Genomic DNA, 14,020 nt, shown 5'->3' with positions numbered 1-14,020 from the left:
ACGAAGGAATTATAGATTTTGATACCCATTTTCAAAGAAAAATATCCGGGTCACCACTTGGATGACCCGGACGGGAGGTAGAGAAGGGTTTCTCAATCTATGGTCTCAAGGGCTATAGCGTTTCGTCTCTCTGCCTTTAAGACGCTCTATTTTTATAAGTGGTCCGTCAATTTAGAATTTGCGTCTCATGAACGCACCTGCGAGTATCAGCAGTGATCCAATGCCATAAGCGAAGTATGGAGGGATTTCACCGGTTTGTGGGAGTGGAGGCCCTTGTGGGACTTTCTCCTCAAGGATTTCTTCTACTTCAGGTGGTGGTCCAAGAGGTGGTTCTTGTGGTGGGATGACTTCGCGGTAGTTGCCGACCTCGATTTCAACCGTTTCATCTTCATCCACGTCGACTTCGTAGAAACCGTTCTCATCAAAGCCGCCTGTGGTGATGCTGTAATCATTGCGGGCTTCTTTGATGTAGTAGGTACCGGCGTCGAGGTTTCTGAAGGTGAGCATGCCTTCGTCGTCTGTAGAGGCAGTTTCAATGAGGCCCTTATCCTCGTCGTAGAGCTGGAAGCGGATGTTTTCGAATGGGAATTCGTTTTCTTCATCGAAAGATCCATTACCATCTGAGTCGAGGAATTTGAAGATTTCAATGTTGCCCGGGTCTGGGTCTGGGGTGCGGCGTGTGGTGGTAGTGGTAGTAACCGTGTAGCCGGTGTAGCTGCTGGTATCTTCGTCACTGACAGGGACTTCTCTTTCAGCATAGCCTGTGACGTAGCCAATATTTTCGTAAAGGCCACTAACAGCTGTTCCGGTTGCTTGGTAGATCCAGGTTTCACCAGGTTCGAGAACACCGTCGCCATCATCACCGCTGACATATTGAGGGTCTAAATCCGTATCACTATCTGTGACATCAACGTCATAAATGTCGAAGCCATTGACCGTTTCTACTTTGTACTCCCATGTGATGGCTGTACCAACGCGAATGCGAGACCCGTCAGAGCCATTGGTGGTTTTGTTGATGGAGATTTCTGGGGTTTTAGGTTCTTGAGGGACATAACCTGTGTAGTAACTGTCATCATTATCATTTACAGTACCTTCTCCAAAAGAACCTGAAACGTAACCTATATTGGAGTAATTGCCTTCGATAGCGGTTCCAGTGGCTTCATAGATCCAAGTTTCTTTTAAATCCAGCTTACCATCTGTATTAGCATCGCCGCTGACATAAACAGGAGTGATGCTTTCATCACTGTCTGTTACTGTGATGTTTCCGAGTGCAACGTTACCTTTGTTTGTAATCTCATATCTCCAGGTAATTTCAGAACCAACTTCGATTTCAAGTCCATCATTGCCATTGGTGGTTTTGATGATTTGAATAGCAGGGTCATCCGGGATGTAACCGAAATAACTGCTATCGTCATCGTCCCTATAAGTGGCTTCTTCAAACGTACCTGAAACATAGCCGGTATTGGAGTAATTGCCTTCGATAGCGGTTCCAGTGGCTTCATAGATCCAAGTTTCCGTTAAATCCAGATTACCATCTGTATTAGCATCGCCGCTGACATAAACAGGTGTGATGCTTTCATCACTGTCTGTTACTGTGATATTTCCGAGTGCGACGTTGCCTTTGTTTGTAACCTCGTAGCTCCAGGTAATTTCAGAACCAACTTCGATTTCAAGTCCATCATCGCCATTAGTGGTTTTAGTGATTTGAATAGCAGGGGCATCCGGGATATAACCGAAATAGTTACTGTCGTCATCAGCCGTAGCGGTGCTTTCTTCAAACGTACCTGAAACGTAGCCAGTGTTGGAGTAGCTGCCTTGGATTGCAGTTCCAGAAGCTTTGAAGATCCAAGTCTCGGTTAAGTCGAGCATATCGTCTTCATTAGTGTCGCCACTGACATAGGCAGGGGTGACGTTTTCATCACTATCATTTACGGAGATACCGCTTAGAGGAACATTACCAATATTGGTAACTTCATATTCCCAGGTAACGTCTGAACCAACAATGATATCAAGGTCGTCATCACCGTTAGTAGTTTTATTAATAGCTATTTTAGGATCTGGCAAAGTGTAGTAATTTGCGGAATCAGAGTCAGTAACTTTTTCTTTACCATAATATGCGTTTATTGTCGCGGTATTAGCATGAGATCTAAGAATGGTGCTGACCTCAATTGGATCACTCTCTATTTTGTCACCTAAACCCAAATAATCATTCAGACCAGTAAAATCAATGGCTTCTGAGTCGTCGGAAAAATCTGTGACAGCAACATTTGTTAATGGGACGTTCCCAGTGTTCTCAATAATGACTTTGAAATGGACGGTGCCGGGATATACTGCAAGGACAGTGTCTTCAGAAGTATCAGCATCTAACCAGGTTTCCCCGTCGTCAATTGAGATCAGTTTTTCAATATCTACGGAAGGCGCAGCAGTAATGTCACTGCTTAAAACGCCCCACTCTTCGAAGCCCGAATCAGCTTGGGTCAATTTACTGAAAAGAACAAAATAGTAATCATTACCATAACCGGCAAACAGTTCATCAGGTATGAGTGCTTTATAATCGCCCCAACCGCTGCCGCTGTTTATTCTATAGTCGAGTAATATTGATTCGCCTTCTAAGCTAAAAACCATAATAGCTTGATCGGTAGTGAATGGATAACCACTTATATCTTTATCTTTAGTAAGCCATATTTCAAACTCATCAAGCTGAATATATGGATCGTTTTTCGTCTCGTTGAGATCTAATAAAAGCTCTCTGTAGAATTTACCTTGGACATCTACAGTTGGAATGTCGCTGAGCTTTATTGCGTGTGTCCATTTTCCTGTTTTTGTATCAAATTCAGTTGTACCATCAGTGTTATAACCGCTTTCAGTGCCATTACCTTGAACCCTTACGAATGGTGTGAAGATGCCGGTACCGGTTGAGCTATCAGATGGACTTTGTTTGAATATTGCATTGTTTACAGTGGCTGATTGGCTGCCATCAAGTGTTATGTCAAAATCAGCAGCCCAAGAAATTGGGGCTATAACGAAAGCTTGAAAAACCAACATCAATGATAATGATATAGCTAAAAATCTCGAACTTCTTTTCATCTTTCTCACCTCTCAAATAAAATTGAAATACATTTAATCTCTCTCTGGATGTTCCCCTTCTATATCTCTATGGGTCGTAGAGGAATGGTCAGCCTTTTTGAATTTCTGTAAACAAAAAGACTGCCATGACAACAACAGGTTCGTTGTGCATAGCAGCCGGACGGTCGTAGTCTAACCCTTAGACTCCTGGCTTTGCGTCCCCGTCTTTCGGCGGGTTTGCCTTTATTATGCGTAGGTGAGTTGAGCAGGATGGTCTTCTTTTGAAGCTGATTTTCTGATCCCCTCCTTAATTGAAAGCGAGCTATTGGATTATGTTAACCAGTATCAGTCATTCTAATAGTGTCATTCGGGATGATACCCTATTTTGTCACAGTTCATGCAAAATAATGAACAAAATAATTAGTTGATAATTGTAATGAGTATAGAAAAATTTAATGATGGAGAAAGCGAATACCGCTGTATTAGTTATTTTCGTCGAGGGTCGTCGACATTTTGGGGTGAAGAATAAATTAATGTAATTAATTTGTTAACAATTTTGAAAAAAATAACAGGAGCATGTATAATCAGGATCACAATGCATGAATTATTTCGACAATGCGGAATAAAAAGCAGCTGCCGCAAACTGAAAAATTCTGTTTGCGGCAGCTGCTTTGGGTTTCTCTTCAATACTGGTATTTCAGGAATGCTCCCACAAGGAGGAGCAGGGTGCCGAGGAGGTTAAGCATTGCCGCCGGGACCTCGCCTGTTGGAGGGAGGGTGTTTGGAGGCTCCCAGGGGGGAGCGCCAAGTGGTGGCGGATCTTCCTCGACGATTTCAATATCAGGTGGTTCGTCAGGCGGACCGAGTGGTGGGTTAGGATCTGGCGGAACGTCTTCCGTCGAGGTGTCCCTGAAGTTGCCCACGTTGAAGGTCAGCGCCTGAGTAGAGTTTATGGTGATTGGGGAGGTTGTGAAACCATCGGCAGAAAAGTCCGGGGAGGTGATGGTATAGTCGCTGACTTCCCGCAGATAGTAGGTGCCGTAGCGCAGATTGGTGAAGGTGAGGTCGCCGTCCGGGCCCGTTTTTTTGGTGCTCAGAAGGGTGGTCTTGTCTGCGGCGTAGAGCTCGAAGGTGATCTTTTGCATGTCGAACTCTGAGGGCTCCTGGTGGTTGTTCTGGTTGGTGTCCAGGAACTTGTGGACGTTAATTTCGCCGCGCTTTTCAGGTGGGTTTGATGGTGTGCCGGGCTCTGATGGCGGTGTGGTATCTTCTGGTGGATCGGGATCAGGTTCTGGCTCAGGCTCTGGGTCGGGTTTCGGATCTGGTTCAGGTTCTGGCCCAGGCCCAGGCGGTGTGTCGCCAGGAACCTGCTGGTTGGTGACGGTGACTTCGACAATTCGCGGCAGATCATTTTCGCTAAGGGTGATCTCGAGCGCGCTGTCGGTGGTCATGTCGCCGGACTGAAGGCTCTTGAGCAGGTAGCCGTCTGGGGGTACTTCTGTAATTGTATAGGTGCCCGGATCAAGGCTGCTCAGCGTGACGGGGATGCCGTCTCCCTTGAGGGTCTGGGTGTGTAGCGAGCCATCCGGGTACTTGATTTCAAGGTCAAAGTTTTTGGTGTCCGTGACCGGCTTGTCGTTGGCATCCACAACTTTCTTGATGAGGCTGAGGCTCCAGGTGTCTGGAGTGTCTGTGGCATCTTTCCGGTTGGTGACGGTCACGTGGTGATCGAGATCAGCTTCGCTAATAGTGATCTGCAGATCGTGAGTGACGGTCATATTTCCGGCTTGGATGCTCTGGAGGGTGTAGTGCTCTGGAACGGCCTCTGAAATGGTGTAGGTACCAAGGGGCAGGTCTGTGATTGGTGGCGCGGTGCCATTGCCGGTGATGGTGGTCGTGGTTGTGGTGCTATCTGGATGTGTGATCGTGAGCTCAAATGGGGTGAGATCTGTGGTGAGGCTCTGGCCCTCTGAGTCGACGACCACTTTTTCTAGTGTGATGGAACCGGTTGGGGTGGTCTTAGGCTTGCAAATTGTGACGGTGATATAGCCGTACCATGGGCCCTTGCATGGTTTAATGATGTCACCTGGGTAGGCGGTTTCCGTGCCGGAGACTATGTGGAGGACCAGGTACCTCGTCAGGCACTGGCCGGGGGCGAGCTCCGGAAGGGATAGGTCAATGGGACCTATAGTGAAGTCGGTGGCCCCATCCAGAGCTTCATTTTTCTCTGGCGCATGACCGGGGTTCAGACGGTCGGTGGGCTCGGCTTCGAGGATGTAGAGGCTGTAGGCGTCGGCCGGCCAGTCGGGCTCCATGGTGACATGGATCGTCAGCAGGCTGTCGTCAATTTCGACAGCAGCACTGCCAATTTCCTCATTCTGGCCGGCAAAGACCTGGAAGGTGCCTGTGAAATCGAGGACTTCATCTGCCATGGATGGTGCGCTCGTGAAGATCATGGCAAAGATCATCATGAGACTGACTAAGGATTTCAGTTTGTTTTTGATGCCTGACATTGTACTCACCTCTCTTGGATAGGCATCTTGGTAATAATGGATTGGGTGTTGCCGGATAAACTGAAAAAGAAAATGGCTGCCATGACAACGAAGCGTTGACCATAGCAGCCGGTCGACCATGGGTGGGATCCAAATATGGCTTATGTATTGCTGTTTTGATGGTATTATGTTACCCGAAAACGAGGGGTTTGAAACAGGGTGAGAGTGGGGAAGGAGGCGGGGGTAGAAGAATTTTTTGGTTGGGGACAGGGACTCATGGTTGGGGACAGGGACGGGTTGGAATCCCGAACGTCCGAGAGCAAGCGGACTATGGCTTGGCGTGTAATTTACACCTCACGCTACCAGACATGCAACCTCGCTTCGCTCGGTTATAGCTGCGCCCTATACAAATAAAAGTAGCCCCACACTTCCGAGAGCAAGCTCTCTTCAGTATGGGATCACTTTTATTTATGCACGTCTGTTAGCTTTCACAAAAAGACCGGGCCATTGGTGGATGACCCGGCTAAAGAGAGGCGAGTGTTTATTCGAAACGTTTAAGGCACATCCCGACAAGCTTAAAAACTCACCGGGAATATTGAATAAAGTTTGAGGCATTTCGCTTTGATCCATGTTGAAGCTCTTATTCTGTGTATTTGATTAGTGGAAGCATAGCAAACAAAAAGCTGCCACGACAACAACAAGTTGTACATAGCAGCCGGACGACCATGGTTTTGCTTTAGGCCCAGGGCTTTGCGCCCCTGACTTTCGACAGGTTTGCCTTTGTATGTGATTTGGTTCAGTATGTATTGATGATCTGTCAATATTATGTTACCCAAAAAGCTTGTCAAATAAACAACAGAATGGGCTTACACTCAATATTATCTCTTAAGCAAAGAGTGGTATAAAAGCGGGTTTTCCGGTATGGGACAATCCCCAAGCATCGTACCCAAACATCTGACCCGGCCCAGTCCCCCACCAAAACCAAAATCGATCTGGTAAGTCCCTGTCCCCAACCAGTAATCCCCGGTCACGCCACGTGAAAACAACACCAAAACAGGTGCGATGTGCCCCTTTTACAATAAAAGGCTCCTGGTGTCAGCGGACACCGGGGGCCTACCTTTACTACAAAAAGAGGCCGGGCCGCCACTGCGGGCAGCCCGGCTGCAAAGAGAAGTGGGAGGGTCTATCTCAGGCGTTTAAGGGACATCCCGGCCAGCATCATAAGCCCGCCGAGAATATAATAGGATTGAACGCCGGCTTCACCGGTTTGTGGAAGCTCTGCCGGGAGGGCCAGTGGAACGGGATCCTCTATGACTTCAACTTCTGCTGGAAGCTCCACGGTCACGACGGCCGATACAACGTTTCTGACATTGCCAACCGTGATGGTCAGTACGTCTTCGGAATCTATTTCGATAGGGCTGGATGAGAAACCATCGGCATTAAAGCCTTCGGTTGTGATTTTGTGGTCGCTGACTTCTCTCAAATAGTAGTCGCCAAATTCGAGGTTCGGGAAAGTGATGACGCCGTCTGAGTCCGTCACCTTGGTGCTGATCAGGGTTTCTTGATCCGCGTCGTAAAGCTCGAAAGTGATGCCCACCATTTCGAATTCGTCATCATCAAAGATGCCGTCTTCATCTGAATCCAGGAATTTCTGGATGCGGAGCATGCCGTACTCGACAGGGTCATCGTCGTCATCATTGCTGGTAACGCGAGGCCTTGGGCGCGGCGGCTCTGGTGGCTCTGGTGGAGGCGGAGGCGTTGTCTCTCTGAAGTTGCCCACCGCGATGTCGCGTTCTTCGTCAGCTTCAAGGTCGAGAATCACCGTGAAACCTTGGCTGTTGACCGGGGTCGTAATGGTTCTGTCGCCCAGCTCGTCGAGGAAATAATCCCCGGGCTCCAGGCCGCTGAAGATGATCATGCCGTTACTATCAGTAGTTCCAGTGGCGACGGGCTCATCATCATTCATGGATCCATACAGTTCGAAGCCTATGCCGGAAAGGGTGGTTTCATTTTCATCCCAGTTGCCGTCCTTATCAGTGTCTTCAAATTTGTAAAGGATGATGGTGGCTGGTTCTTCTGGCTCTTCCGGTTCATCCGGAATGAAGTTGCCCACGTAGATGACCTGCTCGCCGTCTTCCTCATGGACCTCAATCTCCAGGAGGCCATTTTTGAGGGCATTCGGCGTTGTGATTTCATAGCTGCTGTGTTCCTCGAGGGCGTAGTCGCCAAACATCAGGTTGTCAAAGACCAGCTTGCCATTTTCATCCGTAAAACCGCTGCCGATTGTCACCAGTTCCTCTTCCCCCTTCTCAACTTCAGATTCAGGGTAATGGACTTTAAAGAGTTTAAATTCAATGTCCTCAAGGGCCGGTTCATTTTCGTCCCATTCGCCGTCTCTATCCTCATCTTCGAATTTCCAGACGGTGACGGAGCCGGTTTCTTCTTCGTCTTCTTCAAAATAGTTGCCTATATACACATCCGTTATATCGTTGGAAGCGACGTAGGTGCTGATGAGACCATCGACAATCACCTGGCCTGTGATCTGGTAGTCGGAGAGTTCTTTGATGAAGTATTCACCAATTGGGAGGCCGGTGAGCTCAATCAGGCCGTCTTCGTCTGTGGTGAACGGGGAGCCTTCAATTTCCTCGTCGTCCTCATTATAGATTTCAAATTCAATGCCGGAGAGGGCAGTCTCGTCGTCTTCGTCAAATTCGCCGTTTTCGTTCATGTCATGGAATTTGAAGATCGTCAGGCTGCCAACCTCTGGATCCGGGTCCTCCGGTTCGCAGAGCTGGATGTGGATGTAGCCAAACCATGCGCTCTCGCTTTCAGAGGAATCTACAATTTTACCCCCATAAGCGGTCTCGCCGCCCACCGCCAAGTGGAGCATCAGGTAAAGATCCTGGCACTGGCCGGGTTCGAGGTCATCCAGGTCAATCTGAACAGGGCCAACTTGAAAATCTTCCTGTTCAGGGTTGAGGGTATCTTTAATTGGGGCTTGACCAGGGGTCAAGCGCTCTGTTGGAAGCTGGTCCAAAATATAGAGATGGTATTCCTTGGCTTCCTGCCCTTCGTCGAGATCGACATCAATGGTCAGCATATTGTCTTCAATGGTTACGGTGGCTTCACCAATTATTGTGTTCTGGCCTGCGGTGATATCGAAGGTTCCTTCGAATTCGCCGGAGGTCGCTGCCATTGACGGCACGCTCATCAATAGCATTGCCAAGATCATGCTTAAGCTTAGAAATCTTTTAACCTTGCCTTTCATACCTAACATGGTTCTCACCTCTCACTTCAAAATTATGGGTAATTGCCTCAACTGCTTCGAATAATTCATTCGCCTGAAATACTATCAAGGGCAAATTAAAAAGCTGCCATGACAACACAAAACGGTTGTACATAGCAGCCGGTCGGCCATAGCAGTGCTTTAGGCCCTGGCTTTGCGCCCCCGTCTTTCGGCGGGTTTGCCCTTGTATGTAATGCGGTTTTGTGGGTATGTCAGCTTGGGGGATCTGAAGTGAGGAGGAAAATAGAGGAATCACTATGTGCAGCAGATAAGGCTTTCAAGGCTCTGCTGTTTGATAGTGGATAATTACCCGTATAGAAAGGGTTTAAGCGCTAAACGACAATGATTTTCATTAACAATATGATCAAAAAAGAAAGAGGTCAGGCTGTGTTTATATTACGGGGAAAACGGGGTGACCGGGGTCAACTACAGATACCTTGTATTTTCTCCGGTACTGTTGTGATGTTAATTTGCTAAGAGGTTCCTCTCGTTTTTCCCTGATAAATTGACAAAACGAGAGCAGCGGAATATTATGAAGTAAGGAAACCAATTTTCCTTACAATTTGAGAGAAGGGTCAAAATGTCGGAAAAACAAAGTGAGTATGCTCCTTATAATTTTGAGAAACGCCGTATACATGTCTCATCCAAACGGCAGATTACAATTCCCGCGAAGTACTATCAAGCACTGGGAAGTGTTAATGAAATGGAATGCATTTACTCAAATGATATGCTTATACTGAAGCCGGTTCAGTACGACGATCCAGGATTGTCAGAGGAGATTTTGGCTGACTTAATTGCTCAAGGGTATTCAGGAGAAACGTTGCTGGCTGAGTTTAAGCGGATTAACAGACAAATTCGGCCGGCTATTGAAACGCTCATCAAAGAGGCGGATGAATTAGCGAAAAAAGTATCTGAGGATCATGTGGATCTTACGGATGAGCTGTTTGGAATAACTGAATCGGAGGAATAGGATGCTTCCGGTGCTATATTTACCATCAGCAGAGAAATTTTTTCGAAGGCTAAAGAAGAACGCTTTATAAAGAGGCGTTTCACAATGCTGTTCAGAAAATAAGAAATGACCCTTCTGTCGCTGATCAAAAGACAGGGGATCATAGTGGGAACAAGAGAGAATATCTACAAAGAGTTGAAGCGATACCTGAAACAGTGGATCGCTTTTTTTATTTATATTTTTGATATAAAACACAAATTGAAATCCCAACCATAAGTTAAGTTATTTTGCCGATGGTAGGTTCAAACATTAAAAAAGCAACGGGAAGCCTGAATAGGGTGTATTCGAGAAAACATGCCAAGCCAAAATGGATGTCTGGTTCGTCCCAGTCCCCAACCAAAATCCAAAAGGCATTTGGTCCGGCCCTGTCCCGCCCTGACAGACCCCGGTCATGCCGTTAGAACGCAACAAAAAACTGGTGCGTTGTGCCCCACTTTCAACAAAAGGCCCCCGGTGTCCGCGGACACCGGGGGCCTACCTTCAATACAGAAAGAGGCCGGGCCACCGCCACGGGCCGCCCGGCTTCCAGGGAAAAGGAGGCAATAACCGCCAGCACCTTTTCCTAAACGTTTCTCCAATACATTACTTCAATCTCTTAGTTCCCCGGCATTCTCACAACTGCGTGGGCTGCGACGTAGACTTCACCAGAGGCGGCGACACTTGCGCCATCCTCATATGGGAATTGACCAGGAGAATCTGTCATCTTGCCGTTCTTGAGTGTAGGAAGATTGGTCTCGCCAATCCAAACGTGAGTATCCATCAGCTCAAAGCCTTCGAGCATGTGATAAGTCACTGTGACGATGCCGCCAGTGTAATCAATGTCAACATGCCCAACCAGTGTGCCGTTTTCGACAATATTCCCACCGGCACCAGCAATGAGCTCGTGACGTTCGCTGTAGCCTTCTTCAATAGGACCAATATTCCAGCCCCAGTTACCTGATTTTGAGAAGTCCCTGTTCTCATTCTCGCCAAAGGCCCAAGCCGTTTCATCATGGTACTGCATAGTGTTGGTAATAGTGACTGTCACTGTGACATCTGCATTCGCAGCAACACTTGCAGGAGAGCCGCTGATGCTGGAAGACCAGACGCCTGAACCTTCAAAGGTCAGCTCGGAAACGGTATAAGCGCCTGGAATCAGTTTATCAAGGATGATCTCACCTGAACCGGTGATTGGATCGATGTCAATGTCGAAAACATCACCCTCTGGTGCAGGGAAGGATGGACCAGTGACTTTTACCTGAATAAACTCAGGATACATGCCGCTCATGCCATCAACAAAGTTTTTAATGATTTTCAGTTCGCCGGTCATAAAGGTGTTGGTAATGGAGACTTCAACAGCCTCAGCAGCACCAGCTTCAACGTCAACAGATGCTGGATCAATATCTGAATCCCACATGTCAGAGCCGGTGAACTCCAGCTCGTCTACGAAATATTCGCCAGGGATCAGATTTTCAAGGAGAAGCTCACCGAGGCCCTCTTCATCAATGTCAATGTCGAATTCCTTGCCATCAGGGGCAGGATAAGACGGACCAGTGACCAGGACGGTGATCTTCATAGGAAGCATAGTCGCTTTGTCAAAACCTTCAACGCCTTCAAAGTCAAAGGCTTTGGTGATCAACAGTTCGCCGGTCATAAAGGTGTTGGTAATGGAAACTTCAACAGCCTCAGCAGCACCAGCTTCTACGTCAACAGATGCTGGATCAATATCTGAATCCCACATGTCAGAGCCGGTGAACTCGAGCTCGTCTACGAAATATTCGCCAGGAATCAGATTTTCAAGGAGAAGATCGCCAAGGCCCTCTTCATCAATGTCAATGTCAAATTCCTTGCCATCAGGGGCAGGATAAGACGGACCAGTGACCAAGATGGTGATCTTCATAGGAAGCATAGTCGCTTTGTCAAAACCTTCAACGCCTTCAAAGTCAAAGGCTTTGGTGATCAACAGTTCGCCGGTCATAAAGGTGTTGGTGATGGAAACTTCAACGACTTCCAGAGCACCAGCTTCAACTTCAACAGATGCTGGATCAATATCTGAATCCCACATGTCAGAGCCGGTGAACTCCAGCTCGTCTACGAAATATTCGCCAGGGATCAGATTTTCGAGGAGAAGCTCACCAAGGCCCTCTTCATCAATGTCAATGTCGAATTCCTTGCCGTCTGGTCCAGGATAAGACGGACCAGTGACCAGGACGGTGATCTTCATAGGAAGCATAGTCGCTTTGTCAAAACCTTCAACGCCTTCAAAGTCAAAGGCTTTAGTGATCTTAAACTCGCCCGTCATAAAGACGTTCGTAAACTCAACGTCCACAACGTCGCCGACAATGACGGTAACATTGATTGGTACGTTAGGGTCGTCCCAACCATCGGGCACATTTATTTCTGTGATGCTGTAATCACCAGGGAGCAGGTTCTCGAGAAGGAGATAGTAGTCGTCCTCTTTCGGGAGACTGAAATCTTCCCCGTCTGGCAAGAAGGAAGGTCCAGTGATATGAATGTCGATAGAGTCAGGAAGCATTGAATCTTCAAATCCTTCAACATCTTCGTAATCGAAGAGCTTGGTGATCTCAAGATCGCCTGTCATCCTGTTGCCAAAGTTCATGCTGCTGAAAGCATAATTGTTTCTGTCTATGACGATCTCATAACCCTGATCCCCAAGCTCGACGCCTGAGCCTTCAGCAATGTCATTCAGATAGTCGTTGTAACTGTCAAAGCCGCCAAATGGCTGGGTCACATCAAACTCACCCACAGGGAAGGTCTGGGACCAGCCGGTCTCTGACCCGCGGGTTGCGCCTTCGGTGATGTACCTCGTCCCATAGGTCAAAGTAGGGAAGCTGTAGACGCCGTTTGCGTCTGTCATGGTGCTCAGCACGAAGGACATACCTTCAATGTCAGCGGTGATATAAATTGGCCAGTTGGCCAGGAAGGCTTCTTCAGCATCTTTAATGCCGTCGCCGTCCATGTCATGCCATTTAATGCCTGTGACGCTGCCCAGGTTTTGTGAAGGGACTGGGATTGGAACGGTTCTGGTCGCACCAATTAATTTAGCGTGGCCAGAGGCACCAGGATAGTAATAGGAGCCATAGTAGGTGACTCCATCAAAAACTGTTCCTTCTTTATAGATGTGGCCGCCCCACTCTTCAGCAGGCACGCCTTCGTTGCCATAGTTCTGGAAGAGGCCGCTGCTCCAAAGAGAAGTTCTGGCTAAGTGAAGCTGGAAGTAGAGGACAATGGATTTTACGTCTGCAGGGACACCCGCTTCAACCAATTGTTGCTTGGTTATATAGAAGTGAGCGACTGAATCTGTTGGTGTCAGAGGGACAAATGTGGTTCCGTCGAAACCGACATTTATCTGTTCTTTTGGCACATCAATAGAATCAAATCCTGTCCACAGACCTACATCATTGTTAGTCTGCGCAGCTTCCATTTCGTCAACTATATTGATTGGTGAAGTCTGTGAGGATGGATAACCCATTTGGCTGTCTGTCAGCATAATATTCTGGCCAGCATTGCTGGTTGAACGGATTTGGAAACCTCTGACCAAGTCGACTAGAACTGCGCCATCCTGTAATTCATCGTTTTTTATTTCCAGGAAAAAGTCATAAGCAACTGCAATTCTTGACAAATCATCAATGCCGTCCAGACCAGTGATGACAAGCTGATAAGGAACCCAGTCCCCCTCTGCCCAACCATTGCCAAGTTGAGCATTGTACCAGCCAATATTATTTGTGATTTGGGTCTGGGTATTGTTATAATTCACCCTGTAGCCATACAGCGTTTCATCCGCCGCGAAGCTGCCCATAGGCAGCATGGCCAAAATCATGACGAGTAACAGCAAAAGCGGCATCAGGCGCCGCCTGCTGGATTTAATAATGTGATAATCTGACATTAATCTCACTCCGTTTCAAATAGGATTTGAGTGAAGTTCACATGCGAAACCTCTACACTTTCCCATACACATTCCGCCTTTCAAAAAATGAAAAAGACCCCTTGTTGGGGTCGGTTACGCCACTGGCTCTTCCCGGATCACAGGCGTCCATAGTACAATCCAGGGATCATTGCCACCGCCAAAAAATAGCGCGCCGGGACACATACCGCGGTTAGGCGGATGCCACAGGGGGCTATGTAGGGCTTGGTGGTGAATTATGTCAACCTTATACCCGAGGTTAC

5 protein-coding genes and 3 riboswitches are annotated in these 14,020 nt (G+C 47.7%); of the genes, 1 reads left to right on the top strand and 4 read right to left on the bottom strand.

Going from position 1 to position 14,020, the window contains the following annotated elements; all coding sequences use genetic code 11:
• Positions 1 to 171: 171 nt before the first annotated feature.
• The 3 genes from BLP63_RS01060 to BLP63_RS01040 form a co-directional block, all read right to left on the bottom strand.
• Complete coding sequence (locus BLP63_RS01060) at positions 172 to 3,087, bottom strand: prealbumin-like fold domain-containing protein (protein ID WP_092589033.1); 2,916 nt, start codon at positions 3,085 to 3,087, stop codon at positions 172 to 174.
• 148 nt (positions 3,088 to 3,235) lie between these two features.
• Positions 3,236 to 3,318, bottom strand: a riboswitch (cyclic di-GMP riboswitch).
• Between the two features lie 431 nt (positions 3,319 to 3,749).
• Complete coding sequence (locus tag BLP63_RS16780; protein WP_170829214.1) at positions 3,750 to 5,579, bottom strand: MSCRAMM family protein; 1,830 nt, start codon at positions 5,577 to 5,579, stop codon at positions 3,750 to 3,752.
• Between the two features lie 686 nt (positions 5,580 to 6,265).
• Positions 6,266 to 6,347: riboswitch (cyclic di-GMP riboswitch) on the bottom strand.
• A 394-nt stretch (positions 6,348 to 6,741) separates the two neighbouring features.
• The gene (locus BLP63_RS01040; protein WP_092589030.1) at positions 6,742 to 8,835 is read right to left on the bottom strand and encodes a SpaA isopeptide-forming pilin-related protein; all 2,094 of its coding nucleotides are present in this window, start codon (positions 8,833 to 8,835) and stop codon (positions 6,742 to 6,744) included.
• Positions 8,836 to 8,956: 121 nt separating this feature from the next.
• A riboswitch (cyclic di-GMP riboswitch) is annotated at positions 8,957 to 9,037 on the bottom strand.
• Positions 9,038 to 9,424: 387 nt separating this feature from the next.
• Between BLP63_RS01040 and BLP63_RS01035 the strand changes: the two genes are divergently transcribed.
• On the top strand, positions 9,425 to 9,814 hold the full coding sequence (locus BLP63_RS01035) for an AbrB family transcriptional regulator (protein ID WP_092589029.1): 390 nt from the start codon (positions 9,425 to 9,427) through the stop codon (positions 9,812 to 9,814).
• 634 nt (positions 9,815 to 10,448) lie between these two features.
• Here the strand turns inward: BLP63_RS01035 and BLP63_RS01030 are convergent.
• Positions 10,449 to 13,739: a hypothetical protein gene (locus tag BLP63_RS01030; RefSeq protein WP_092589028.1), complete on the bottom strand. Its 3,291-nt coding sequence runs from the start codon at positions 13,737 to 13,739 to the stop codon at positions 10,449 to 10,451.
• Between the last annotated feature and the right edge of the window lie 281 nt (positions 13,740 to 14,020).

This window comes from Acidaminobacter hydrogenoformans DSM 2784, from assembly GCF_900103005.1.
Classification (GTDB): domain Bacteria; phylum Bacillota; class Clostridia; order Peptostreptococcales; family Acidaminobacteraceae; genus Acidaminobacter; species Acidaminobacter hydrogenoformans.
Note: the sequence above shows the minus strand (reverse complement) of the source record. Positions and strands in the feature narration are given on the sequence as shown.